Genomic DNA, 26,339 nt, shown 5'->3' with positions numbered 1-26,339 from the left:
GGCACGCGACATCACGCCAACTGCTCAACGGGTTGCTTGGCCAGCAATATGGTCGCATGCGCTTGCTGCAATGCGCCGCCCAGCACGTCGTGGGTCAAAGCCGACAACAGGCTGTAGTCATCGAAGCGGAACCGGCACAACAAAGAACTGGAGCTGGCCAGCTTGACGAGCTGGGCCGGTGACAGGCGCATCAGGATGTCGGCCACTTCGTTACTGAACCCAAGGCGGAACATTGACGCCGCATAGTCGTCGCGCAGCATGCGCTGGGCGAGGAGCAGGTACGAGAGATTGACTTCCCGAATATCGGCGAGCAAAGAACTATCTGCTGTGTTCACGCTGTGGGCTCCTAAAAAGCTTGTGTAACATTTTCTATGGAATTGCAAATTCCCCGCTTCCCTGGGGTAACCTGCACGCCGTAGATACTAAATGTATCTATAATTGCCAATATGCGTTCAATTTATCATGCATATTGTCAGTTTCTATGACATTTCCCACTCATTTCGACTGTTGAAGATAAATTTGGCATAAAAGATACAGTAACGTTACATTTTCAACGGTTTTTGCACCCGTCAATCCTGAAACAACCCGTAAAAAGCTTTCTTTTTTGTACGAATGAAATACGCAGGGATGGCCACAATCGTCGCTTGATCTAGAGGTCGACGAAAACGCATGTCCTACGCCGATGACGCCCTGGTGCGCTACGCCCCGCTGGTGCGCAAGCTGGCGCTCCAATTGCTGGCCCGGCTGCCGTCCAGCGTGCAACTGGACGATCTGATCCAGGCCGGCATGATTGGCTTGCTGGACGCCGTGCGGCGCTATCAGGAAACCCCAGACGCGCAATTCGAAACCTATGCGACCGCACGGATCCGGGGCGCCATGCTGGACGAGTTGCGCAGCCAGGACTGGCTGCCACGCAGCGTACGCAGCAAAAGCAAGCGCATCGAAGCGGCAATCCAGCGAAAAGAACAGGAACTGATGCGCGCGCCGTCGGAAGGGGAAATCGCCGAAGAGCTGGAGTTGCCGCTGGCCGAATACCAGTCCATGCTCAATGACGCGCGCGGCATTCAGATACTTCATTATGACGATCTGGATTCCGGAGACAGCGAGTCGCACTTCTGGCATGACACCCCTGCCGACACCTCTGCAGACCCGCTGGACGCGTTGCTGGCCGGCGATCTGCGCCGAGCTCTGGTGGAGGCCATCGAGGTGCTTCCAGAACGTGAGAAGCTCGTGCTTTCGCTCTGCTATGAGCAGGGCTTGAACCTGAAAGAAATCGGCGCCGTGCTCGAGGTCACCGAGGCCCGCGTCTGCCAATTGCGCAGTCAGGCCACCTCGCGCATCCGCGCGCGCCTCAAAGCCGGCGCCTGGCATCAGCTCCCGGCGCAAGGCAAGCTCGCCCAAGTGCTGTAGCGACATCCGTCCGAGACCGCCGCAAATTTGCGAGCAAACGCACTTAAGTTGCCGATTGTCGCGCCGTTACCCAGGGCAGCGGGGCATGAAGCCTCGCGTAGTGGGCGGCCTGGCTGCCCGGTTTGAAGAAGCCTTTCTCTCTTGGGAGCTATTCATGGCTGCTGTTATCAACACCAATTACCTGTCGCTGGTTGCGCAAAACAACCTGACGAAGTCCCAATCCGCCCTGGGTTCGGCCATCGAGCGTCTGTCCTCCGGCCTGCGCATCAACAGCGCCAAGGACGATGCGGCCGGCCAGGCGATCGCCAACCGTTTCACCGCGAACGTGCGCGGGCTGACCCAGGCTGCCCGCAATGCCAACGACGGCATCTCGATCGCCCAGACGACCGAGGGCGCCCTGAACGAGATCAACAACAACCTGCAGCGCATCCGCGAACTGACCGTGCAGGCCACGAACGGGACGAACTCGGGCTCGGATCTGGAGTCGATCCAGGCTGAAATCCAGCAACGTCTCGGCGAAATCGATCGTGTGTCCGAGCAAACGCAGTTCAACGGCGTGAAGGTCCTTTCGAGCGACCAGGGCCTGACGATCCAGGTCGGCGCCAACGACTCCGAAACCATTACGATCGACCTCAAGCAGATCAACAGCTCGACGCTGGGCCTGGGCGGCTTCTCGATCGCATCGTCGTCGCCGACGCTGAGTGCCAAGATCACCGAACTGGGCGACGGCGAAGCCGCGCCTACCGCGGTGAACCTGGACGACGTCGCGACCTCGCTCAGCGCTGCGCTGGGTAAAACGGTGAACGCCAGCGAGCTGTCGCTGCATAACGTACAGGACGCGTCCGGCGCCGGCACCACGCAGTATGCCGTGAAGCATGGCGATGATGTGTATGCAGTGGACATCGACGCCGGCGCGGTGGCCCTGGTCACCAACGACCTGACCGTCACGACCGCCGACGGCCTGACCGGCACCGTGTCGGGCGCTGCCGTCAAGCTCGCGGCAGACGGTACCTCCGGGTACGTGACGTATGGCGGCAAGAACTACGCCGCTGGCGCCGTCACTGGCACCGCCGGAACGGTGACGATCGATGTGGGCACGACCGCCGAATTCGACGGCGCATCGTCGGCCAACCCCCTGGCCAAGCTGGATTCGGCGCTGGCCACGGTGGACTCGCTGCGCAGCGACCTCGGTGCCATCCAGAACCGTTTCGAATCGACGATCGCCAACCTGAACAATACGGTGAACAACCTGTCGGCCGCGCGCTCGCGTATCGAAGACGCAGACTACGCCACGGAAGTGTCGAACATGACCAAGGCGCAGATCCTTCAACAAGCAGGCACCTCGGTCCTGGCGCAAGCCAACCAGGTTCCGCAGACGGTGCTGTCGCTGCTGCGTTAATCCGCGGCAGCAACGCCCAGTCGGGACAAGGTGGCGGCCCACGAGGCCGCCTCCTGAAGGAACGGCCGGATGCCATGCATCCGGCCGTTTCCATTGCGCGCGCAGTCCAACGGATGTCACGAACGGCCATGAAAAAGCCGCCTGGAAGGCGGCTTTTTCAGGCCCTGCACCAGGCGCTACTTCCGGCGGACCGGAGGAAGGTCGGTGCACACACCCTCTGCCACTTCGGCCGCCATGCCCACGGATTCCCCGAGCGTGGGGTGCGGGTGGATGGTCTTGCCGATGTCGACCATGTCGGCGCCCATCTCGATTGCCAGCGCGACCTCGCTGATCAGGTCGCCGGCATGGGTGCCCACGATGCCGCCACCCAGGACGCGGTGCGTTTCCGCATCGAACAGCAGCTTGGTGAAGCCTTCGTCACGTCCGTTGGCAATGGCGCGGCCCGAAGCCGCCCATGGGAACAGGCCCTTCTCGATCTTGATGCCCTGCTTCCTGGCTTCGTCTTCCGTCAGGCCCACCCAGGCCACCTCGGGATCGGTATAGGCTACCGACGGAATCACGCGGGCGTCGAAGAACGACTTCTGCCCGGCGGCCGCTTCTGCGGCAACATGCCCTTCATGCACGGCCTTGTGCGCCAGCATGGGCTGGCCCACGATGTCGCCGATGGCGTAAATGTGTGGCACATTGGTACGCATCTGCCGGTCGACTTCGATGAAGCCACGCTCGGTAACCGCCACGCCGGCCTTGTCCGCACCGATTTTCTTGCCGTTGGGACTGCGCCCGACGGCCTGCAGCACCAGGTCATAGCGTTGCGGCTCAGAGGGAGCCCCCTCGCCCTCGAAGCTGACGTAGATGCCGTCCTTCTTGGCTTCGGCGCCCACCGTCTTGGTCTTGAGCATGATGTTGTCGAAGCGCCCGGCGTTCATCTTCTGCCACACCTTGACCAGGTCGCGGTCGGCGCCCTGCATCAGGCCATCGAGCATTTCCACCACATCCAGGCGCGCACCCAGCGTGGAATACACCGTGCCCATTTCGAGGCCGATAATGCCTCCGCCGATGATCAGCATTTTCTTCGGGATGCCTCGCAACTGCAGTGCGCCCGTAGAATCGACGATACGCTCGTCATCCGGCAGGAACGGCAGTTTCACCGATTGGCTGCCTGCGGCAATGATGGCGCTCTTGAAACGGATCGTCTGCGTTTGGCCGTCCGCCCCCTTCACGGCAAGATGGTGCGGATCGAGAAACTCGCCCACGCCAGTCACCACCTTGACTTTGCGCGCCTTCGCCATGCCCGCCAGGCCGCCGGTGAGCTTGGCGACAACACTGTCTTTGTAGCCGCGCAGCTTGTCCAGGTCGATCTTGGGCTCGCCGAAACTGATGCCATGGGCAGCCAGGGCCCGCGCTTCGTCGATGACGGCAGCGTTGTGCAGCAGTGCCTTGGATGGAATGCAGCCCACATTCAGGCAGACTCCACCGAGCGTGTCGTAGCGCTCGACCATCACTGTGGACAGGCCCAGGTCGGCGGCGCGGAACGCGGCCGAATAGCCCCCGGGGCCGGCGCCCAGCACGAGCACATCGCACTCTACATCGGCAGAGCCTGCGTGCGACGCCGCGGCGGGCGATCCCGCGGCGGGCGCCGCTGCCTTGGGCTTGTCATCTGCGGGGCGCACCTGCTGAGCGGCGGACGGGTTGCCGCCCCCGGACTTCGTGCTCGCACCGTTGTCGGCGGAGTCCGGCGATTGGCCGGCGCCCGATTTACCGGCATCGGCGGGGGCAGCCTGAGCCGATTCCGCCGCCTCGACTTCGAGAATGACCTTGCCTTCCGCAATCTTGTCGCCGACCTTGACCTTGACCGCCTTGACCACTCCTCCGGCCGAAGCCGGGATTTCCATCGAGGCCTTGTCGGATTCGACCGTGATCAGGCTCTGCTCGGCCTTGATGGTGTCGCCTTCGGCCACCAGCACTTCAATGACTTCCACTTCCTTGAAGTCACCGATGTCCGGAACCTTGATTTCCACGAGTTTGCTCATACGGCCCCCGGTTACAGCGCGATGCGACGGAAGTCGGCCAGCAATTGGCCCAGGTACGCGTTGAAGCGCGCGGCGGCAGCGCCGTCTATGACCCGATGGTCATATGACAGCGACAGCGGCAGGATCAGGCGCGGAACGAACTGCTTGCCATCCCATACTGGCTTGTGGACCGAGCGCGATACGCCGAGGATGGCAACTTCCGGCGCATTGATGATGGGTGTGAAGTGCGTGCCCCCGATACCGCCCAATGACGAGATGGAGAAACATCCGCCTTGCATGTCTGCTGGCGAGATCTTGCCATCGCGCGCCTTTTTGGACAGCTCGCCCATTTCTTTGGCGATGTCGATGATGCCCTTCTTGTCGGCGTCGCGGATGACCGGAACCACCAGCCCATTGGGCGTGTCGGCGGCAAAGCCGATATGGTAGTACTGCTTGTAGACCAACTGGTCGCCATCCAGCGAGGCGTTGAACTCCGGGAACTTCTTCAGCGCCGCAACCACGGCTTTGATCAGGAAGGCCAGCATCGTGACCTTCACACCGGACTTCTCGTTCTCTTTATTGAGCGTGACGCGCAACGCTTCCAGGTCGGTGATGTCGGCTTCGTCATTGTTGGTGACGTGCGGAATCATTACCCAGTTCCGATGCAGGTTGGCACCGGAAATCTTCTTGATGCGCGAAAGCGGTTTCGCCTCGACCGGCCCGAACTTGGTGAAATCGATCTTCGGCCACGGCAGCAGACCCAATGCCGCGCCATCGGCTTGCGCCCCGGCGGCGGCCGCCGGAGCAGCCAGCGCCTGTTTGACGAAGGCGCGCACGTCGTCGGCCAGGATGCGGTCTTTGGGGCCAGTGCCCTTTACCTTGCTGAGATTGACCCCCAGTTCGCGCGCGAACTTGCGCACCGAGGGCGACGCGTGGGGCAACTGCCCGGGCTTGAGGTCCGCGTCTTCAAGCGCCGCGGTTGGAGCGGGCTTCGCGGACCCGGTGGTGCCGGGCGCGGACGCGCTCGAGGCGCTGCCGGAGGGCTTGTCTTCCGATGCCGCCGCCTGGGCGGGCTTGGGAGCCGGCTGGGCGGCCTTCGGGGGGGCGTCGCCCGCCGCCCCCTGGCTTTCCGCGATCACGATGACGGTGCCCTTGGCGACCTTGTCGCCCACCTTGACCTTCACTTCCTTGACCACGCCCCCGGCGGATGCAGGGATTTCCATCGAAGCCTTGTCGGACTCGACTGTGATCAGGCTTTGCTCGGCCTTGATGGTGTCTCCCACGGCGACCATCACTTCGATGACCTCGACCTCTTTGAAATCGCCGATGTCGGGTACTGCGATCTCGACGACGCCCCCGCCCTGCCCCTGGCCCTCGCCATCGGCAGGCTTCACGTCCGGATCTTCCACGGTCTGGCCTTGAGTCGTGGGCACGTCGCCGGAGGATTTCTCGTCGCCGCCAGCTGCCTCGGCGGCCGGCTTTTCGGAGGCATCGCCAGCCGGCTCGGCCGCCTCGCCCGCTTCGATTTCCAGGATGACTTTGCCTTCGGCGATCTTGTCGCCGACCTTGACCTTGACCGACTTCACCACTCCGCCGGCCGAAGCCGGAATCTCCATCGAGGCCTTGTCGGACTCGACGGTGATCAGGCTTTGCTCGGCCTTGATGGTATCGCCCTCGGCCACCAGCACCTCGATGACTTCCACTTCCTTGAAGTCACCGATATCCGGAACCTTGATTTCCACGAGTTTGCTCATGTCTGTTTACCTTCAGGCGTGATGCGGGTTGGCTTTGTCAGGGTTGATGCCGTATTTCTTGATGGCTTGCGCCACTTTGGCAACCGGGACCTTGCCTTCGTCGGCGAGGGCGCGCAAGGCGGCCAGCACCACGAAGTGGCGGTCGACTTCGAAATGCTCGCGCAATTTGTAGCGGAAGTCGGAGCGGCCATATCCGTCGGTGCCCAGCACCCGGAACGTGCGGTCTTTAGGCACGAACGGACGAATCTGGTCGGCGAACAGCTTCATGTAGTCGGTAGACGCGATGATCGGGCCATCGGTCTTGGCCAACTGCGCGGTGACGTAGGGCACCTGAGGCTGCTTCTGCTCGGGATGCAGCAGATTGTGGCGGTCGGCATCGAGTCCATCGCGGCGAAGCTCGGTGAAGCTGGTCACGCTCCAGACGTCCGAAGCGATACCCCAGTCGGCTTCCAGCAGATCCTGGGCCGCCATGACCTCGCGCAGGATCGTGCCCGAGCCCATGAGCTGGACCCGCAGCTTGCCCTTGCCATGCGACTTCAGCTTGTACATGCCTTTGATGATGCCTTCCTCGTCGCCCTTGGTCAGACCGGGCTGCGGGTAGTTTTCGTTCATCACCGTCAGGTAGTAGTACACATTTTCCTGGTCCTCGACCATGCGCTTCAGGCCATGCTGGATGATCACGGCAAGCTCGTGCGCGAACGTCGGATCGTAGGACACGCAGTTCGGAATGGTGGAAGCCAGGATGTGACTATGGCCGTCTTCGTGCTGCAGGCCCTCGCCGTTGAGCGTGGTGCGCCCGGCGGTGCCGCCCAGCAGGAAACCGCGCGCCTGCATGTCGCCGGCTGCCCAGGCCAGGTCGCCGATGCGCTGGAACCCGAACATCGAGTAGTAGATGAAGAACGGGATCATGATGCGATTGTTCGTGGAATACGACGTTGCCGCCGCGATCCACGAGCTCATGGCGCCCGCTTCGTTGATGCCTTCCTGGAGCAACTGCCCATCGGCCGATTCTTTGTAGTACATGACCTGGTCTTTATCGACCGGCGTGTACTTCTGCCCTTCGGGTGCGTAAATGCCGATCTGGCGGAACAAGCCCTCCATACCGAAGGTGCGCGATTCGTCGGCGAGGATGGGCACCACGCGCGGGCCCAGATCCTTGTCGCGCAGGACCTGGTTCAGCACCCGCACGAAGGCCTGCGTGGTCGAAATCTCACGTCCCTCGCTGGTGGGCTCGAGCACGGCCTTGAAGGCATCCAGCGCCGGGACCTTCAGCTGTTCATCGGCCTTGGGACGGCGCTTGGGCAGATAGCCGCCCAGCGCGCGGCGCCGTTCATGCAGGTACTGCATTTCCGGTGAATCGTCCGCGGGCTTGAAATACGGCAGCTTCTCGAGCTGGTCGTCGGGAATCGGGATGGCGAAGCGGTCGCGGAATTCGCGGATTGCATCCAGTTCCAGCTTTTTCTGCTGGTGGGTGGGGTTCTTGGCCTGGCCCACGTGGCCCATGCCGTAGCCCTTGATGGTCTTGGCAAGAATGACGGTGGGTTGGCCCTGGTGGGTGGACGCCGACTTGAAAGCGGCATACACCTTGTGCGGATCATGGCCGCCGCGGTTCAGGCGCCAGATGTCTTCGTCGCTCATGCGCGACACGGCTTCCAGCAGCTTGGGATGCTTGCCGAAGAAGTGTTCGCGCACGAACTTGCCGTCGTTGGCCTTGTACGCCTGGTACTCGCCGTCCACGGTTTCTTCCATGATCTGGCGCAGAATGCCTTCTTTGTCGTGCGCCAGCAGCGGATCCCAATAGCCGCCCCAGATCAGTTTGATGACGTTCCAGCCCGAGCCGCGGAAATCGCCTTCGAGTTCCTGGATGATCTTGCCATTGCCGCGCACCGGGCCGTCCAGCCGCTGCAGGTTGCAGTTGATGACGAAGATCAGGTTGTCGAGTTTTTCGCGCGCGGCCAGCGAGATCGCGCCGAGCGATTCGGGTTCGTCCATTTCGCCATCGCCGCAGAACACCCACACCTTGCGCTTGCTGGTGTCGGCAATGCCGCGGGCGTGCAGGTATTTCAGGAAGCGCGCCTGGTAAATGGCCATCAGGGGGCCCAGGCCCATGGACACCGTGGGAAATTGCCAGAACTCCGGCATCAGCTTCGGATGCGGGTACGACGACAGCCCCTTGCCATCGACCTCCTGGCGGAAATGATCGAGCTGCTCGGCGGTGAGGCGGCCTTCCAGATAGGCGCGGCCATACATGCCGGGCGAGGTGTGGCCCTGGAAATAGACCAGGTCGCCGCCATGCTCCTCAGTTTCGGCGTGCCAGAAGTGATTCTGGCCGCAGCCGATCATGGTGGCCAGCGACGCGAACGACGCGATGTGGCCGCCCAGGTCGCCGCCATCGGGCGGATTGTGCTTGTTGGCTTTCACGACCATCGCCATGGCGTTCCAGCGCACGTAGGAGCGTATGCGGGATTCCAGCTCGAGGTTGCCCGGGTGGGCGGGTTCGAGCGCGTGCGGAATGGTATTGACGTAGGCCGTATTGGGCGAAAATGGGATATGCGCCCCCGAGCGGCGGGCGGCGTCTATCAGGCGTTCCAGCAGATAGTGGGCGCGCTCGGGACCTTCGCGATCGAGCACGGCGGCCAGGGCTTCGAGCCACTCCTGGGTTTCCAGGGTGTCTTCGTCATTGGCGGCAGATAGCGCGCGAGCCTGGGCGTTAGAGGACATCGTGTGTCTCCTGTGAATTCTGAGCACGCCCACCCGTGGATTGCGGATGGGGCAGACCAATGTTCCGGCACATGCCGGGTTTATCCCTCGCCGTGCCACTCGACCCGATAGGGTACGGCAAGGAACGCTAAACGCGAAGATTAACCCGACCACGGGAAAATTTCATGTTGCGGTACGGCATTTCGTAATATGGAAAATTGACAATAAACTGAATCGCGGCAAGCCCGGCAGCAACCCATAGACGGCCTTAATCGCACGGAGGGCGGCAACAGGCACTAAAATGCCCGCTCGATACGGCCCGAACCCCATGTCCAGCCAGCACAAGTCCAATATCCCCAACTCGTTTCACGACCACGCACGCCAGCGGCGGCGCGGCGTGTACTGGGTGACGCCGGCGGTAGTGCTGATCCTGTACCTTTGCGTCATGGGCGCCTTCTTCTGGCTGCAGCGCCTGCACGACGACAGCGTCATGTTCGTGACCATCGACCAGGAAGTGCGCCAACAACGGCTGCTGTGGGTGGTGCTGGCCCTGTCGTGCGTGATCATCATCAGCCTGCTGATGCTCTGGCGCTATACGCGCTTTCGTTCCACCGCCGAAGCCGCCCTGATTGCCGAAACCGGCTTCAGGCGCGCGATGGAGAATTCCATGTCGACCGGCATGCGCGTGCTCGACATGGAAGGACGCATTGCCTACGTGAACCCGGCCTTCTGCCGCATGATCGGCTGGAACGAAGCCGACCTGATCGGCCGCAGCCCGCCCTTCCCGTATTGGGTGCCGGGCCGCCACGAGCAGCACCAGCACACGCTGGACGTGCTGACCTCGGGCAAGACCCCCAGCAGCGGGCTCGAGGTCGAGGCGCAGCGGCGCGACGGCTCGCGCTTTACCGCCCGCATGTATGTATCGCCGCTGCTCGACCCTAACGGCACGCAGATCGGCTGGATGACTTCGATGACGGACATCACCGAACCCAAGCGTATCCGCGAGGCCCTGACCGCCGCCCACGAACGCTTCATGACGGTGCTCGAGGGCCTGGACGATGCCATCTCGGTGACGGCCGACACCCATGACGGACTGGAGCTGCTTTTCGCCAACCGCACCTATCGTCGCGTGTTCGGCGCGCAGACGGGCGGACACGACGAACTGCTGGCCGGGCGCCGCGGCCGCTTCACTGACGAGTCGGTTGAGGTTTTCGCGCCTTCGGTACAGCGCTGGTTCGAGGTGCACCATCGCATGCTGGCCTGGACCGACGGCCGGCGCGTGCGCATGCAAGTGGCCCGCGACATCACCGAACGGCGGCAGCACGAAGAAGCGTCGCGGCTGCAACAAGAGAAAATCCAGCTGACCAGCCGCCTGACCACCATGGGCGAAATGGCGTCGTCGCTGGCGCACGAACTGAACCAGCCGCTGACGGCCATCGCAAACTACAGCATGGGCGCCGTGGCGCTGGTGAAGGCCGGCCACACCAGCCCCACGATGCTGCTGCCCGCACTGGAAAAGGCGGCGGCGCAGGCCGAGCGCGCCGGCAAGATCATCAGCCGGATCCGGGAGTTCGTCAAACGCAGCGAACCGCGCCGCCAGCGCGTACCCATCAGCCGCATCGTCGACAATGCCATCGGCTTCGCCGAAATCGACGCGCGCAAGCGCCGCATCCGCATTGAGCCGTTCGTGCCCTCGAACGCGCCGGACGTACTGGCCGACCCCATCCTGATCGAGCAGGTGTTGCTCAACCTGCTCAAGAATGGGCTGGAAGCCATGGAAAACAGCGAATCCGACGAGCTCAAGGTCGCCGTGATTCTGCACGAACAGCAGATCGAAGTGGCGGTCGTCGACCGGGGCCACGGCCTGGCCGAGCCCGAACGGCTGTTCGAACCTTTCTTCAGCACCAAGTCGCAGGGCCTGGGCATGGGGCTGAATATATGCCGTACGATTATCGAGTCGCATCACGGCCGCCTGTGGGCCGACCCCAACCCCGCCGGCGGTACTATCTTCCGCTTTACACTGCCCTGCGCCACGCCCGATCGGCTTGCGCAGAGTGATCAGCCCGAGGAGTTGCACGCATGAACACCCCCCACCAGTCGAGCACGGTATTCATTGTCGATGACGACGAAGCGGTTCGCGATTCTTTGCGCTGGCTGCTCGAGGCCAATGGCTACCGAGTCCGCGCGTTTGCCAGCGGCGAGACATTTCTTGAAGAATACGACGCGTCGCAGGTCGGCGTTCTGATTGCTGACGTGCGCATGCCGGGCATGAGCGGCCTGGAATTGCAGGAGCAGATCCTGGCGCGCAATGCGCCCCTGCCCATCGTGTTCATCACCGGCCACGGCGATGTGCCCATGGCGGTGTCCACCATGAAGAAAGGCGCGGTCGACTTCCTGGAAAAGCCGTTCAACGAATCCGACCTGCGTGAAATCGTGGCGCGCATGCTGGAGCAGGCCACGCAGCGCGTGAGCCAGTTCCAGGCCCAGAAAGACCACGAAGCAATGCTGGCGCGCCTGACCGCCCGCGAGCAGCAGGTGCTCGAGCGCATCGTCGCCGGCCGCCTGAACAAGCAGATCGCCGACGATCTGGGCATCAGCATCAAGACCGTCGAGGCGCACCGCGCCAACATCATGGAAAAACTTGAAGTCACCACGGTCGCCGACCTGATGAAGGTCGCCCTGGCCAAACCCGAGGCACATGCATGACCCAGCAGGACCCTTCCACCGCGGTGCGCACCGACGCACGCATCATCGATGGCGCCGCCCTGGCGCAGCGCATACGCGAAGACGTCGCCCAACGTGTACAGAAGCTTGCGGCGCAAGGCGCCCGGCCCGGACTGGCCGTCGTGCTGGTGGGCGATGACCCCGCTTCCCAGGTCTATGTGCGCAACAAGGTCGCTGCCTGCGAAAAGGCGGGCCTGCACTCGATCAAGGAACAGTATCCGTCAGAGATGTCCGAGGCCGAGCTGCTCGAGCGCATCGACGCCCTGAACCGCGACCCGGCCATACATGGCATTCTGGTGCAGTTGCCGCTGCCGCCGCATATGAGCAGTCACAAGGTGATAGAAGCCATCGCGGCGGAAAAAGACGTCGACGGCTTCCATATCAGCAACGCCGGCCTGCTCATGACGGGTCGGCCCCTGTTCCGGCCCTGCACGCCTTATGGCGTCATGAAAATGCTGGAGGCCGAAGGCGTGGCGCTGCGTGGCGCCGAAGCCGTCATCGTGGGGGCCAGCAACATCGTGGGCAAGCCCATGGCCATGCTGCTGCTGCAGGCCGGCGCCACCGTCACCATATGCAACTCCAAGACGCGCGACCTGGACAGCCAGACGCGCCGCGCCGATGTGCTGGTGGTCGCCACCGGCAAGCCCGGCATGATCAAGGGCGACATGATCAAGCCCGGAGCCGTCGTGATCGACGTGGGCATCAACCGCGGCGCCGACGGCAAGCTCTGCGGCGACGTGGACTTCGCTTCGGCCCGCACGGTGGCCGGGGCCATTACGCCGGTACCCGGGGGTGTGGGCCCCATGACCATCGCCATGTTGCTGGTCAATACAGTCGAGGCCGCCGAACGCGCCGCAGCCTGACGGCCCCTGGCACGCCGCAACGGCTGCCGTCGATGGCCTGCAGCGGGCGCAGTGCCGCGCGGACGCGGCCCCCCTACCCCGGCTCGGGCCGTTCGGGACGGCCATAGGACAACGCCGGGGGCTGCCGCCCCCGCCCGGCCCCGCCGTGGCGCTTGATTTCGGCGGCGCCGCCCTTACCTGTAGTTCTACCGTTCCTTCATCTATCCGCGCAGCGACCCCTCCATGACCCCAAATCCCCTGCTTGCTCCCGTCTCCGGGCTGATCGACTATGCGGCCGTGAAACCCGCGCACATTGTGCCGGCCATCGAGGAACTGCTCGCCGTCGCCCGCCAGGCGGTGGACAAGGCCGCGGATCCCTCCCTGCCCGCGAGCTGGGAAGCGGTTGTGCAACCGCTGGACACCGCCACCGAACGGTTGTGGCGCGCCTGGTCGGTGGCTGGGCACCTGAATGCCGTGGTCAACACCCCCGAGCTGCGCGAAGCGTACAACGCGGCGCTGCCCCTGGTGACCGAGTTCTCGACCTGGGTCGGGCTGCACGAAGGCCTGTACAAGCAGTACCAGCGCCTGCGCGAGTCCGAATCATTCGAGGCCTGGGATCCAGTCCGGCGCCGCATCGTCGACCTGGCCCTTCGCGATTTCCGGCTCAGCGGTGTCGAATTGCAGGGCGCGCCGCGCGAGCGCTACGCCGCCATCTCCGACCGCGAAGCCCAGGTCACCCAGAAGTTTTCCGAGAATGTGCTCGATGCCCGCGACACCTGGGCGCTCTTCGTCGACGAGGCAGCGCGCCTGGACGGCCTGCCGGCCGACGTGCGGCAGGCCGCAAGACAGGCGGCCGAGGAAGACGGCAAACAGGGCTGGAAGCTCACGCTGAAAATGCCGTGCTATCTGCCGGTCATGCAGTACTCGCGCGACCGCAGCCTGCGTGAAGCCATGTACCGTGCGTACGGCACCGTGGCATCGGAACAGGGCGACGCCCGCTACGACAACTCGCCTCTTATCGAAGAACTGCTTGCCCTGCGGGCCGAAGAGTCCAGTCTTCTGGGTTTCGGCACCTTCGCCGAACTGCGGCTGCAAACGCGGATGGCCCGGGATGCCGGCGAAGTCGTCGAGTTTCTGCGAGACCTGGCGTCGCGCGCCAAGCCGCACGCCCAGCGGGACCTGGCCGAACTTCAAGCCTACGCGGCGTCCGAACTGGGACTGGACACGCTGCAACCCTGGGATATTGCCTACGCCTCCGAGCGGCTGCGCGAATCGCGATACGCGTATTCCGAAGACGAGATCAAGCAATACTTCACCGAACCGCGCGTGCTGCAAGGCCTGTTCGAGGTCATCGAGACCTTGTTCGATGTGCGGCTGCGCGAAACCGAGGTCTCGCGCTGGCATGATGACGTGCGCGGCGTGCGGGTGGAAACCCCGGACGGCGCGCAGGTCGGCCACCTGTACCTGGACCTGTATGCGCGCTCGGGCAAGCAAAGCGGCGCCTGGGTCGACAGCGAACGCAATCGGCGCCGACTGGACGGCCAGCTGCAGACGCCGGTGGTATACCTGACCTGCAATTTTGCGCGCCCCGGCGACGGCAAGCCGGCGCTGCTGACGCACGACGACGTCATCACGCTGTTCCATGAAACCGGCCACGCCTTGCACGCACTGCTGTCCGAGGTGGACGAGCCGGCCGCTTCGGCGTTTGCCAGCGTGGAATGGGATGCCATCGAACTGCCATCGCAGTTCATGGAAAACTTCTGCTGGGAATGGCCTGTGGTGCAGCGCCTTTCGGCACATGCCGAGCACGGGCGGCCGCTGCCGCGCGAACTGTTCGACAAACTCGTGGCGGCGCGCAACTTCCAAAGCGGCATGCAGGCCGTGCGACAAGTCGAATTCGCGCTGTTCGACATGCTGCTGCATGATCGCGCCCAGGGCGCTTCCATTGCCGATACGCTTGCGTTGCTGCAACAGGTGCGCGATGAAGTCGCCGTGTTGTTCCCGCCGGCATGGCATCGGCTGCCGCACAGTTTTTCGCACCTGTTCGCAGGCGGGTACGGCGCGGGTTACTACAGCTATAAATGGGCCGAGGTGTTGTCGGCCGACGCCTACGAGGCATTCGAAGAGGCTGGCCAGGCGAGCGGCAACGGCACGCTGGACGCGGACACCGGCGCTCGATTCCGTAAAGAAATTCTTGCGGTGGGCGGCGCGCGCCCTGCGGCCGAATCGTTCCAGGCATTCCGGGGGCGAGAGCCTCGCATCGATGCGCTGCTGCGCCACAGCGGCATGGCCACCACCTGAGCGGCGGGTGTGTCGCGCGCTGCCATCGCAGCGCGCGTTACGATGCCGGGCGGCCCGCCATGAAGGTACGCAGAAGGTCCAGCAGGTGCGGCTGCAGCGCGGCTCCCTTGGTGGCGTCGTAAGCGTACGGCGGCGTTTCGTCCATGTAGGCGATCTGCGCCAGCTCGAGTTGCATGGCATCGACGCCCTGAGCGGGGTCGCCATAGTGGCGCGTGATATAGCCCCCCTTGAACCGGCCATTCAGCACTGCGCTGTGCCCGGGTATGCGGTGCGCCACGGCCATGACCTGATCGGCCAGTTCCGGCCTGCAACTGGCTCCGTCGGCAGTGCCGAGATTGAAGTCCGGCAGCCGTCCCTCGAAAAGCCGGGGAATCTCGCAGCGGATGGAATGCGCATCCCACAGCCGCACGTAGCCATGCCGTGCGCGCAATCGGCTCAATTCCCCGGCCAGCGCCTGATGATAGGGACGCCAGAAAAATTCTACGCGATGCGCGATATCGGCATCGTCGGGTTCCTGGCCGGCCAGGTAGAGGGGGTGCTGGTCGAAGGTGTCGACCGGGCACAGCCCCGTGGTATTGCGGCCTGGATACAAGTTGGCATTGTCGGGCGGACGGTTCAGGTCGACCACATACCGCGAATGAGTCGCCATGAGCAGCGTGGCGTCCAACTCGACGGCAAAGCCATAAAGCCTATCAAGGTGCCAGTCGGTGTCGTGGCACGCGACGGCATGCGGCGTCATCCGGCCGGCCAGCGCACCCGGTAATTCCGTGCCGATGTGCGGCATGGAGATCAGCAGGGGTGAGCTTCCCTGGCGCAGGGTGAAAACTGGCAGGTTCGTACTCATGATGTCGGTTTCGCTGACATAGAATTTCTCAACGGCATGGCCATCGGAGAAGACGGCCACAATATGCGGGCCCGCGACATGCACCCTGCCCTGCCAGCCGGCATCTTCTGCGAACATCAGGTTGAGGACACGGCATGGCCCGCCGCGCGGCGTGGCGAGCACCGAGGCCGCCCCGTCAAACTGACAGCAGTCACCTCGGCCATCCAGGCGCACCAGGCCCTGACCGGCAATCTGCAGCTCGAGCGCCTGGCCGGACAGCAGGACCAAGGCGCGACGTGCGCCCGGGAATGCGGAAAACGGCCGGGCCTGTTCAATTTCGGCGATGCTGAGCCGCCATTGGAATGGCAGGGTGTCATCACGCGGATGGCGGGCCACCTCGCGCGTGCGGCCTCCCCCATTGCGCCATCGTTGCACGGGTAGCGAGTCCAGCGTCATGACAGGGGCGAAGGCGGTCATCGTATCTCTTCATAGCCGTGCGCCACGGCCTGCCGCTCCAGGTCGATGAGGCTCGCATAGCGGGCGGTATCGACGGCCACGAATCGCGCCACCCGGGCGGCGGCGAGCAACGCGGCATTTTCCGGAGCATCGTGCAATGCGAGCAAGGCGTCGGACAACCGGCGCGCCACTGACACGTCTACGTCCGGCCCGGCGACCAACAAGGGGTTGGGCGTCCAGGGCGTGAAGGCCAGACTGCGCAGACCGGCCAGCGCAGCGGGATCATGTACGCGCAAGAGGTCCAGGTACCACCCGTCCACCGCCGTGAGATCGATCTCGCCGCCGGCAAGTGCGCGCAGCAGCCCGCGCGGGTTGCCATAAGGCCCGCTGACCTGCGCGAACATTGACTCGCCCGGCGCCGACAGTTCGGCCAGCATCGCGCGCGGTGCGTTCCAGCCCGATTGCGAGTCGCGCACCATCCAGCCGTAGCGGCATCCGCGAGCGTCGGCCAGCGAGGCCCAGGCGCAATCGTCGCGCACGAGGAACTCGCTGCGGTATCGCGGCAGGCCTTCGTAGCCCGGCAGATCGGGCACCACACTGGCAAGCGCGATGAAAGCGCGCCCAGCCTGCAGGGCCGTGGCGTACGGCCAGCCGCACATGAATGCACCGCACAAGCCAGGGCGTTGCCAGAGCTCGCCGATGGGGGTGGGCCAGCCATGCGGGACAAACGCTATGTTCAAGCCGGCACGCCGGTGGGCAGCGCCCAGCAGCGCATGCCACGCGGCCTGCGCGGCCGGGGCCACGTCGTACATGCGAGTCGAGGCAATCAGCGTCACGGCGCCTCTCAGGCGAACTTCAGGACCTGGCCCAGACCCATGCCACGCGCTTTCTCGAGCATGGCGTAGCCAAGCGCGATGTCCGTCGTGGAAAGGCCCCGGTGCCAGAACAGTATGGTTTCATCGTCGCGCTCGCGGCCCGGCTTGAGCCCGGCGACAACCTGACCGATTTCGGCATGCAGGTTTTCTTCTGTGATCCGGTCGCTGTCGACGTGGGCGCGCAGCGATCCGAACGGCAGCCCCTTGCGGCACTGACCCCAATCATCGACCACCACTTTGCTCATGATGTCCGTCAGGCTCAGTTCAACTGCGCTCATGGTGCCATAGGGCATTACCAGGGCCCCGGGCTTGATCCATTCAGTCTTGAGCAGCGGAGTCGGTTCGGGCAAGCGCGACGCTTCCACGACAATATCGGCGCCCCGCACGCAGGATTCCCAGTCATCCACGACACGCACCGGCTTGTCCAGATCCCTGGACAGGCGCTCGCCGAACGCGCGCTGGCTTTCCGGCCGGCGGGAATGCACGCGGATCTCGTCGAAGTCGAAAATGCTGTCGAGCAGCCGCACATTCCAGTACGACGTGCCACGCGATCCGATATGCCCCAGCACTTTACTGTTCTTGCGGGCCAGGTACTTCGCGCCGAGCGCGGTGACGGCACCCGTGCGCATATCGGTGATCGCGGTGGCGTCGACCACCGCGAGCGGCTTGCCTGTGACCGGATCGAAAAGATTCAGCAGAGCCATCTCGGACGGCAGGTCGACTTTATAGTTGTCCACGAAGTCGCTCACCACCTTGACGCCGGCGACATGCAGCGGTTCGATATAGCCGCGCAGCACATTGAAGTGGCCCTTGGTCGAGGACTCCGGCACCAGGTGCACGCGCGGCTCGATGACGGTCTTGCCCCGGCCCTGGGCATCCAGCGCGCTTTCAACGGCCTTCAGGATCTCGGCATCCGACAGGTTCAACTTCCGGATGTCCGGGCCGTTCAGGTAAGTAATGTCGATGGATTGCATGGTGTCTCCGGGTTACTGGATGGGTTGGATGCCGGCTTGCCTGACGATGGTGGCCCACTTGGCGCTTTCTTCCTGGATCATGCGGGCGAAGTCGGCGCGTCGGTCGCCTGCCGGCGTCACGCCCAGGCCGGCGAACCTCTGGCGCACCGATTCTTGCTGGACCGCGGCGGCGATGTCGGCCTGCAGTTTGTCGAGGATTGCCGGCGGAACCTTGGCAGGCGCCACGATGCCGTACCACGAGGTCACGTCGAATCCGGGGTAACCGCTTTCGGCCACGGTGGGCACATCCGGCAATTGCGCCAGGCGTTCAGGCCCGGCCACGGCCAGCGCTCGCAACTTGCCGGACTGGATGTGCGGCAACACCGTCGAGACGCCCGCGAACATCATGTCGACGGTGCCCGACACTACGTCGTTGACTGCAGCAGCCATGGCGTTATACGGAATGTGGCGGGTGGCGATGCCGGCTGACTGGTTGAGCAGCTCGCCAGCGAGGTGCGCGCCGCTACCCGCCCCCGGCGACGAGTAATTGAGCTTGTCCGGATTCTGGCGCGCGTAGTCGACCAGTTCCTTGAACGTTCCGGCCGGCACGCTGTCGTTGACCACGAGCACATTGGGCGAAGTCGCCAGCAAGGTTACCGGCGCGAAATCTTTCGCTGTATCGAAGGGCAGCTGGGTATAAAGCAATGGATTGACGGTCAGGTTGCCCGCGGGCGCCAGGCCCAGGGTGTAGCCGTCCGGCTTCGCCCGTGCGACCTGCGCCATGCCGATGTTGCCCGAGGCGCCGGCCTTGTTCTCGAGGATGACCGGCACGCCCCATTTTTCGCTGAGCTGCTGCCCCACGATGCGGGGCAGCGCATCGGCGATGCCGCCTGCCCCGAAAGGCACGATGATGGTCACGGGTCGATCGGGATACTGGCCATCGGCGGCGTATGCCGGCGCGGCGGATGCTGCACCCGCCAGACAAGCGGCGGCGATTCGTAGGGCGAGAGACGTTTTCATGGTTTTCCCCTATATAAGTCTCACTGCGGTATCGGGACGGCGCTCAAGGTGCGTGGGCGTTCGTCCGCTCGAGAAACTGGTCGGCCCGCGCGATGTCATCGGCAAGGCGGCGGTCTTCCGACAGGAACGCCACTTGGGCGCGGAACGCATCCAGCAAGGCGCCAGTCCCCTTGCCCAGCGGGCGCTGGGGGTCGGCGAGCGTGCGCAGTTCGGTAGCCTGGGCGGCATGGATCAATTCGATGCCCAGCAGCGTGCGCAGCCGCCGCACCTGCTGGGACACGCGCTGAGCCACCAGCGGCGCGTTGGTTGCGACGTCTTCGATATGCCCCGCCACCACCAGCGCATCGGACGATACCGGTTGCGACAGCGAGCGGATCTCGGTGGCCAACACCGACACGGGTTTCTGTATCGTCGTGTACGCAAGAGTCTTGTCGTTCGGCGACAGGAAGCGCGAGAGACGCGTGAATGCCGGATCGCCCAGGCGCAGCACGCGCTGCGCGGACGACTGCGCCACATGCGAAAGCGCCACACCAACGGACTGCAGCGGCACCACCCATACTGTCGGATCGAAGCCGGCGCTGGGCACGATCGCGCCACGCACCTGGCCCCGAGTCACGTAGTAGCGCGACTCCTGCGGAGTGGCGCCGTCGGGCGGTGCAGCGTCCAGTGCCACCGTCGGGTTGTCGTCGGAGCTGTTGATCTGTATCAGCAACTGCGACTGGAGGGCCTGCAATGCCGTGCGCGCCGCGCCGTGCACCTGGCTTACGGTACGGAAACTGAGCGGGTCCTGCAGCGAACGCTGCTCGTCTCGTTGCCAGAGCGCACTGCCCTCCAGCATGGCCAGAATGCGCCGCGCACTGTGTTCCTGCCCGGGGTATGGGCGCTGCGTTTGCGTCACCGGCAGCAGCGGCGCGACATTGCCATTCAGGCCCTCCAGCGACAGGGCGGCGACTTCGTCGGCGCGGTCGATGAGGCCCGCAACATCGTGCGCAGCCAATATGGCCAAGGCCGCGCCGTACGCGTTGGAGCTGAGCAGCGACAGCGAATCCTTCGCATAAGGCTGCACGGGCTCTATGCCGGCCTTGCGCAAGGCTTCCCGAGCCGGCAGCACCTGGCCGCCAAGCTCGATCTGGCCTTCTCCCATCATGGCCAGGCCGATTTGCGGCAGGATGGTGATGTCCGCCTGCCCGACCGAGCCTTCACCCAGGATCACCGGCGTCAGGCCCCGGTTCAGGAATGCCTCGTACTGCCGGACCAGCGCCGGGCTCATGCCCGTGCCCCCGAACAGGGCCGTGTTCAGGCGCACCAGCATGGTTGCACGCACCACGTCGGCGGGTACGGGCTCGCCGTAGGCCACGGTGTGCGACAGCAGCATGCGATGATTGAAAGCCTCGGACAACGCACGGGCTTCGTCCGATATGGTGTCGCCCGAGAAAATCGTCTGGTCTTTATTCTGCCCCACGCCGCGGTTCAAGCCATACACGGGCTGCCCAAGGCGCGCGTATTCCAGCAGCAGTTCATGCGAGCGCCCCACCCGCTGCCACGCAGCATCCGCGGCGGCGACGGTCGCGGCCCCGCGCGCCACGGCGACCACCTGTGCCAGGTCGAGCGAACGGCCGTCCAGGGTAACCGGCGCGGCCCTTGCCGCCTGGGTCTGCGTTGGGCTGGCAGCGGCATTGGCCGACATGGCCGTGCCCGGAGGAGCCGCAACCATCAACAAGGCAAAGAAGATCACGCCGGCCCGAGCGGGCCTGACTGCCAGGGTCGAAGTCCGGCTCGGTCGGCTCGGGCTCGCAAGGGGATGACGCATCACGACTCCTTGGGTGACATGCGGCGGTCTGCCGCGAATTCAGGGCTTGAGCATGGGCAGGTCCAGCCCGACCTCGCGGGCGCAGTCGATGGCGAGGTCATAGCCGGCGTCGGCATGGCGCATGACGCCGGTGCCCGGGTCGTTGCGCAGCACCCGCGCCAGCCGCTGGTCGGCTTCCGGCGTGCCATCGCACACGATGACGACGCCGGCGTGCTGTGAGAACCCCATGCCGACGCCGCCGCCGTGGTGCAGCGACACCCAGGTCGCGCCGCCCGCCGTGTTGAGCAGCGCATTGAGCAATGGCCAGTCGGATACGGCATCGGAGCCGTCGAGCATGGACTCGGTTTCGCGATTCGGGCTGGCCACGGATCCCGAGTCGAGGTGGTCACGGCCAATCACGATGGGGGCGCTCAATTCGCCATTGCGCACCATCTCGTTGAATGCCAGACCCAGCCGCGCACGGTCACGAACGCCAACCCAGCAGATGCGCGCCGGCAATCCCTGGAAGGCGATACGCTCGCGGGCCATGTCCAGCCAGTTGTGCAGATGCGGATCGTCCGGAATCAGCTCTTTGACCTTGGCATCGGTCTTGTAGATATCTTCGGGGTCGCCGGACAGTGCGACCCAGCGGAACGGGCCAATGCCCTGGCAAAACAGCGGCCGTATATAGGCGGGCACGAAACCGGGAAAATCGAAGGCGTCCTGTACGCCCTCTTCGAGCGCGACCTGCCGGATATTGTTGCCATAATCCAGCGTTGCCGCGCCGCGCTCTTTCAGGGCAAGCATGGCCCGAACGTGCACCGCCATCGATTGCCTGGCTGCCGCCACCACCGCCTGAGGGTCGGATTGCCGCTTGTCGCGCCAGGCCTCCATGGTCCAGCCTTGAGGCAGGTAGCCGTTCAGGGGATCGTGCGCCGAGGTCTGGTCGGTGAGGCAGTCGGGGGTGATATTGCGGCGTACCATTTCCGAGACCACATCCGCGGCGTTGCCCAGCAGGCCCACCGAGACCGCGCGGCCCTCGGCGCGGGCTTGCTCGACGATGGCCAGCGCCTCATCCAGCGAAGTCGCCTTGACGTCGATATAGCGGGTACGCAGGCGGAAGTCGATGCGCGACTCATCGCATTCGACCGCGATCATGCTGAATCCGGCCATGGTCGCAGCCAGGGGCTGCGCCCCGCCCATGCCTCCCAGGCCCGCGGTCAGGATCCAGCGCCCCTTGGGGTCGCCGCCGAAATGCTGATTGGCCACCGCATAGAAGGTTTCGTATGTCCCCTGCACGATGCCTTGCGAACCAATGTAGATCCAGCTTCCGGCCGTCATCTGGCCATACATCATCAGGCCCTGGCGATCCAGCTGGTGGAAGTGTTCCCAGGTCGCCCAGTGCGGCACCAGGTTCGAATTGGCAAACAGGACGCGAGGCGCGTCGGGGTGCGTCTGGAACACGCCCACCGGCTTGCCGGATTGCACCAGCAGGGTTTCGTGGGGCTCGAGCCGGCGCAGCACTTCGAGGATCTTGTCGTAGGCGGGCCAGTTGCGCGCCGCACGGCCGATTCCGCCGTACACCACGAGATCGTGCGGATGCTCGGCGACTTCGGCGTCCAGATTATTCTGGATCATGCGATAAGCCGCCTCGATGAGCCAGTTCTTGCAGCTGAGAGTATTGCCACGCGGTGCGCTTATGCGGCGTGTGGCATCGTGGCGTAGGGACGTGGTGTCGCTCATGGCGTGTCTCCGTCGTGGTTCTGTCTATTTGGCTTGGGATGCGCGGCCGGCCCCCGCGGGTACGGTTGCGTAGCCGCTGAGGCGATAGGAGTCGCCCGGATGGATCAGCCGGGCGAAGGTCGCGATATGCGGATCCGCCCAGGTACGGCGCAGGACCTGCAGACATGCCGCAGGCGGCTGCAGGCCCAGCCAGCCACTGACCTGGGCGTTCGGCAGGATGGCTTCGATCGTGTGCTCCACCGCCGACAGCGGTGCGACGCGGCTGAGGTAGGAGTTCGGCGTTTCGCTGCTGAAATCCTGGTCGAGGTAGCCGGGCGCGGCCTGGGGGTTGACGTAGCGGTCTTCCAGTTGCACGGCAATCTCGTTGTCCATGTGCAGAATCACCGAGTGAAAAACCGTGCTGCCCGGGGCGATGCCCAGCGCAATGGCGATGCCTTCGGTGGCGATCTCGGCGTTGAGCACTATCACGCGGTTGCTGTACCGGTGGCCCCGCTCCATGATCTCGTCGGCGATATTGCGCACTTCCAGTACGGGCAGCACCGGGCGGCGTTCCGCGACGAAGGTGCCCAGGCCCTGGGAGCGCACGAGCATGCCGTCCTGCGTCAGTTCCAGGATTGCCCGGCGCGCGGTCATGCGCGATACGTCGAACTGGGCGGCCAGCTGATTCTCTGAAGGCACCTGTTCATTCACGGCCCACTGCCCGGATTCGATGTTTTCGATGATGTGGCGCTTGATGCGGGCATAGGGAGCCAGGGGCTGGTCGCGTGTCGCGGCGTTCATGGCGGTTTCCGTGAAGATTCAACGAGCGAATTAAACTTGGATATACAAGTATAGTCAAGTAAACTTTCGTCCATGCTCGATGAAAAAAAGGCACCCCTCATGGTCCGTACGCCCTTGCATCAACCCTGGGACACCCTGATCGTCAATGCGCGATTGGCCACCTTCGATCCCTCACGAGACGCCGAATACGGCGCGGCGCCTGAGGCCGACGCGCTGGCCATCAGCCAGGGGCGGATCGTGTGGCTCGGACGGGCCGCCGAGCAGCCCGGCGTAGCCACGACCACGATCGATGCCGAGGGGCAATGGGTAACGCCCGGCCTTATCGACTGCCATACGCATTTGGTGTACGCCGGAACCCGCGCGCACGAATTCGCGATGCGGTTGAAAGGCGCCAGCTACGAAGACATTGCCCGCGCGGGAGGCGGGATAGCCTCCACGGTGCGCGCCACCCGGGCATCCAGCGAAGCAGAACTGTGTGCCGCGGCGCTGCCGCGCCTGCGGGCGCTCATGCGCGAAGGGGTGACCACGATCGAAATCAAATCCGGCTATGGACTGGATCGCGACACCGAGCTGGCCATGCTGCGGGCCGCCCGTCGATTGGGAGCCGCCGAGGGTGTCACGGTGCGCACGACTTTCCTCGGCGCACATGCCGTACCGCCCGAATTCACGAACCGGCCGGACGATTACATCGATCTGGTGTGCAACGATGTGCTGCCCACGGCTGCCCGCGCGGGCCTGGTCGATGCGGTAGATGCATTCTGCGAGAACATCGGCTTTGACGCCGGCCAGACCGAGCGCGTGCTGGCGGCGGCCACCGCTTTGGGCCTGCCGGTCAAACTGCACGCCGAGCAGCTCAGCAATCTGGGCGCGAGCCAGCTGGTCGCCCGGTATGCCGGCCTGTCTTCCGACCACCTGGAGCACCTGGATGCGCAGGGCGCGCAGGCCCTGGCCGAAGCCGGCACGGTGGCAGTGCTGCTGCCGGGCGCTTATTACTTTCTGCGCGATACCCAGACTCCGCCCATCGAGCTGCTGCGCCAGCATGGGGTGCGCATGGCAGTTGCGACGGACTGCAATCCCGGTACCTCGCCATTTGCTTCGCTGCTGCTGATGCTCAACATGGCCTGCACACTGTTTCGGCTGACGCCTGCAGAAGCCTTGAACGGCGTCACGCATGCGGCGGCGTGTGCGTTGGGCATGGCAGACCAGATCGGCAGCCTGGAACCAGGCAAGCGGGCCGACCTGGCCTTCTGGGAAGTGCCGGACCTGGCCGAACTCTGCTACAGCTATGGCACCCATGTGCCCAGCCGCGTCCTGCGTGCCGGGATAGCCGCCGGCGGCGTTTCCACCACTTCCTGATTAGCGGGATTTCAGATGCGATACTTTGCTCGCAGTGCCTTATTGCCCCAGGGCTGGGCCGAGGATGTCGTGCTGCACGTCGATGACAGCGGCAACCTGCAAGCAGTTTCCGCGGGCCAGCAATGCCCGCCGGATGCCGACCGGTTGGCCGGACCCGTCGTTCCGGGCATCGGCAATGCGCATTCGCATGCGTTTCAACGCGCCATGGCGGGCCTCACGGAATACAGGGGCCATCCGCAAGACAGCTTCTGGACCTGGCGCGATCTCATGTATCGCCATGCCGCGCATATCACACCCGAACAGATGGCCGACGTGGCCCGATGGCTTTACATCGAAATGCTTAAGGCGGGCTACACCGGCGTTGCCGAGTTTCACTACCTGCATCACGACGTGGGCGGAAAGCCGTACGCGCGAACCGGTGAAATGTGCCATGCCCTACTGGGCGCGGCGGCGCAGGCCGGCATTGCACTCACACTTTTGCCGGTGCTTTATACCTACAGCGGATTCGGCGGCAAGCCCGCCACGGAAGGCCAACGGCGCTTCGTGCACGAGCTCGACGGCTACGCCGATCTGCTGGCTCAACTGCATGGCCAGATGCGCGGCAGTCGACAGGCACGCCTGGGCATGGCCTTCCATTCGCTGCGCGCCGTCGACGCCGCCCAGATCTCTGGCGGACTGCAGGCGCTGCAAGCGCTGGACGCAGAAGCCCCCGTTCACATCCATATCGCCGAACAGACGGCCGAAGTGCAGGATTGCGTCCGTTGGTCCGGCCTGCGGCCGGTGCAATGGCTATACGCCCATGCGCCCGTCAACGAACAATGGTGCCTGGTCCATGCCACGCACCTGGATGAAGATGAAATTCGCCAGGTCGCGGCCAGCGGCGCCGTAGTGGCGATCTGCCCCAGTACCGAAGCCAACCTGGGCGATGGCTTCTTCCCGGCGCGGACTTACCTGGATGCACCCGGCCCCTCGAACTGGGCCGTCGGCTCCGACAGCCACATCACGGTCGACGTGGCTGACGAACTGCGGCTGTTCGAGTACGGCCAACGGCTGGTCCATAGGCAGCGCGCGGTGCTCGCCAGCGCCGGCACGCCATCGGTGGGCCGCAGCCTGTACACAGCCGCGGCTGCCGGCGGCGCCCGGGCACTGGGCCGGCGCGGCGGTAGCCTCGCAGCGGGCGCGCCCGCCGACTGGGTGGTGCTCGACCCCGACCATCCTGCACTGCTTGGCCGCAGCGGCGACGCCCTGCTCGACAGTTGGGTCTTCAGCGGTCTGAGCAGCTGTGTCCGTGATGTGATGGTGCAGGGCCAGTGGCAAGTGCGCAATCGCCGCCATGCGCGCGAGCAGGCCGCCTACGAGGCCTTCCGCGCCATACTGCAACGTGGCGCCCCGCGAAGGTGACTCC

The 26,339-nt window shown here is 64.5% G+C and carries 19 protein-coding genes and 1 pseudogene; 8 read left to right on the top strand and 12 right to left on the bottom strand.

The genetic code is table 11. The features are described 5' to 3' along the window. Window positions 1–11 precede the first annotated feature (11 nt). Window positions 12–335, bottom strand: a complete 324-nt coding sequence (gene flhD, locus ACV17W_RS01525) for a flagellar transcriptional regulator FlhD (RefSeq protein WP_462594702.1) — start codon at window positions 333–335, stop codon at window positions 12–14. 334 nt (window positions 336–669) lie between these two features. On the opposite strand from flhD, the gene ACV17W_RS01520 reads away from it, so the two are divergent. Then, window positions 670–1,410, top strand: a complete 741-nt coding sequence (locus ACV17W_RS01520) for an RNA polymerase sigma factor FliA (RefSeq protein WP_462594701.1) — start codon at window positions 670–672, stop codon at window positions 1,408–1,410. A gap of 154 nt (window positions 1,411–1,564) precedes the next feature. After that, window positions 1,565–2,809 carry a FliC/FljB family flagellin gene (locus ACV17W_RS01515; protein ID WP_462594700.1) on the top strand — a complete coding sequence of 415 codons (1,245 nt, stop codon included), beginning with the start codon at window positions 1,565–1,567 and terminating at the stop codon, window positions 2,807–2,809. A 176-nt stretch (window positions 2,810–2,985) separates the two neighbouring features. Here the strand turns inward: ACV17W_RS01515 and lpdA are convergent, their stop codons facing one another. From lpdA to aceE, 3 genes are read right to left on the bottom strand one after another with little or no spacing between them, the layout of a single operon-like run. Next, a complete protein-coding gene (lpdA, locus tag ACV17W_RS01510) occupies window positions 2,986–4,839 on the bottom strand; it encodes a dihydrolipoyl dehydrogenase (RefSeq protein WP_462594699.1) in 1,854 nt (617 codons plus the stop codon). 11 nt (window positions 4,840–4,850) lie between these two features. Beyond that, on the bottom strand, window positions 4,851–6,572 hold the full coding sequence (gene aceF / locus ACV17W_RS01505) for a dihydrolipoyllysine-residue acetyltransferase (RefSeq protein ID WP_462594698.1): 1,722 nt from the start codon (window positions 6,570–6,572) through the stop codon (window positions 4,851–4,853). Between the two features lie 12 nt (window positions 6,573–6,584). Then, window positions 6,585–9,293, bottom strand: a complete 2,709-nt coding sequence (gene aceE / locus ACV17W_RS01500) for a pyruvate dehydrogenase (acetyl-transferring), homodimeric type (RefSeq protein ID WP_462594697.1) — start codon at window positions 9,291–9,293, stop codon at window positions 6,585–6,587. 307 nt (window positions 9,294–9,600) lie between these two features. On the opposite strand from aceE, the gene ACV17W_RS01495 reads away from it, so the two are divergent. From ACV17W_RS01495 to ACV17W_RS01480, 4 genes are all read left to right on the top strand, one after another. Beyond that, window positions 9,601–11,355, top strand: a complete 1,755-nt coding sequence (locus ACV17W_RS01495) for a PAS domain-containing sensor histidine kinase (protein WP_462596424.1) — start codon at window positions 9,601–9,603, stop codon at window positions 11,353–11,355. Then, entirely contained in the window at window positions 11,352–11,978 is a 627-nt protein-coding gene (locus ACV17W_RS01490; protein WP_462594696.1) for a response regulator transcription factor, read from the top strand. Before ACV17W_RS01495 ends, ACV17W_RS01490 begins: the two co-directional genes overlap by 4 nt. Continuing rightward, window positions 11,975–12,859, top strand: coding sequence for a bifunctional methylenetetrahydrofolate dehydrogenase/methenyltetrahydrofolate cyclohydrolase FolD (folD, locus tag ACV17W_RS01485; protein ID WP_462594695.1), 885 nt, complete (start codon window positions 11,975–11,977; stop codon window positions 12,857–12,859). The genes ACV17W_RS01490 and folD overlap by 4 nt, the downstream gene beginning before the upstream one ends. A 222-nt stretch (window positions 12,860–13,081) precedes the next feature. Then, window positions 13,082–15,139: a M3 family metallopeptidase gene (locus ACV17W_RS01480; protein ID WP_462594694.1), complete on the top strand. Its 2,058-nt coding sequence runs from the start codon at window positions 13,082–13,084 to the stop codon at window positions 15,137–15,139. A 37-nt stretch (window positions 15,140–15,176) separates the two neighbouring features. Here the strand turns inward: ACV17W_RS01480 and hutG are convergent, their stop codons facing one another. The 8 genes and pseudogenes from hutG to hutC form a co-directional block, all read right to left on the bottom strand. Then, on the bottom strand, window positions 15,177–15,983 hold the full coding sequence (hutG, locus tag ACV17W_RS01475; protein WP_462596423.1) for an N-formylglutamate deformylase: 807 nt from the start codon (window positions 15,981–15,983) through the stop codon (window positions 15,177–15,179). A gap of 75 nt (window positions 15,984–16,058) precedes the next feature. After that, window positions 16,059–16,418: pseudogene (locus ACV17W_RS01470) on the bottom strand (HutD/Ves family protein); the annotation flags it as partial. Between the two features lie 17 nt (window positions 16,419–16,435). After that, window positions 16,436–17,254, bottom strand: coding sequence for a phosphate/phosphite/phosphonate ABC transporter substrate-binding protein (locus ACV17W_RS01465; RefSeq protein WP_462594693.1), 819 nt, complete (start codon window positions 17,252–17,254; stop codon window positions 16,436–16,438). A gap of 8 nt (window positions 17,255–17,262) precedes the next feature. After that, window positions 17,263–18,267, bottom strand: a complete 1,005-nt coding sequence (locus ACV17W_RS01460) for an ornithine cyclodeaminase family protein (RefSeq protein WP_462594692.1) — start codon at window positions 18,265–18,267, stop codon at window positions 17,263–17,265. 12 nt (window positions 18,268–18,279) lie between these two features. Beyond that, a complete protein-coding gene (locus ACV17W_RS01455; protein WP_462594691.1) occupies window positions 18,280–19,266 on the bottom strand; it encodes a Bug family tripartite tricarboxylate transporter substrate binding protein in 987 nt (328 codons plus the stop codon). Window positions 19,267–19,309: 43 nt separating this feature from the next. After that, on the bottom strand, window positions 19,310–21,076 hold the full coding sequence (locus tag ACV17W_RS01450) for an HAL/PAL/TAL family ammonia-lyase (protein ID WP_462594690.1): 1,767 nt from the start codon (window positions 21,074–21,076) through the stop codon (window positions 19,310–19,312). A 39-nt stretch (window positions 21,077–21,115) separates the two neighbouring features. Further along, window positions 21,116–22,798, bottom strand: a complete 1,683-nt coding sequence (gene hutU, locus ACV17W_RS01445) for a urocanate hydratase (protein ID WP_462594689.1) — start codon at window positions 22,796–22,798, stop codon at window positions 21,116–21,118. Between the two features lie 24 nt (window positions 22,799–22,822). Continuing rightward, a complete protein-coding gene (hutC, locus tag ACV17W_RS01440; protein WP_462594688.1) occupies window positions 22,823–23,578 on the bottom strand; it encodes a histidine utilization repressor in 756 nt (251 codons plus the stop codon). Window positions 23,579–23,650: 72 nt separating this feature from the next. Here hutC and hutI point away from each other — a divergent pair, with 72 nt between their 5' ends. Then, complete coding sequence (hutI, locus tag ACV17W_RS01435) at window positions 23,651–24,934, top strand: imidazolonepropionase (protein WP_462594687.1); 1,284 nt, start codon at window positions 23,651–23,653, stop codon at window positions 24,932–24,934. Between the two features lie 15 nt (window positions 24,935–24,949). Beyond that, on the top strand, window positions 24,950–26,335 hold the full coding sequence (locus ACV17W_RS01430; protein WP_462594686.1) for a formimidoylglutamate deiminase: 1,386 nt from the start codon (window positions 24,950–24,952) through the stop codon (window positions 26,333–26,335). The last annotated feature ends 4 nt before the right edge of the window (window positions 26,336–26,339 follow it).

The organism is Bordetella sp. MIP270_01_BMS (assembly GCF_054958705.1).
This window is presented reverse-complemented; position numbering and strand designations above follow the sequence as displayed.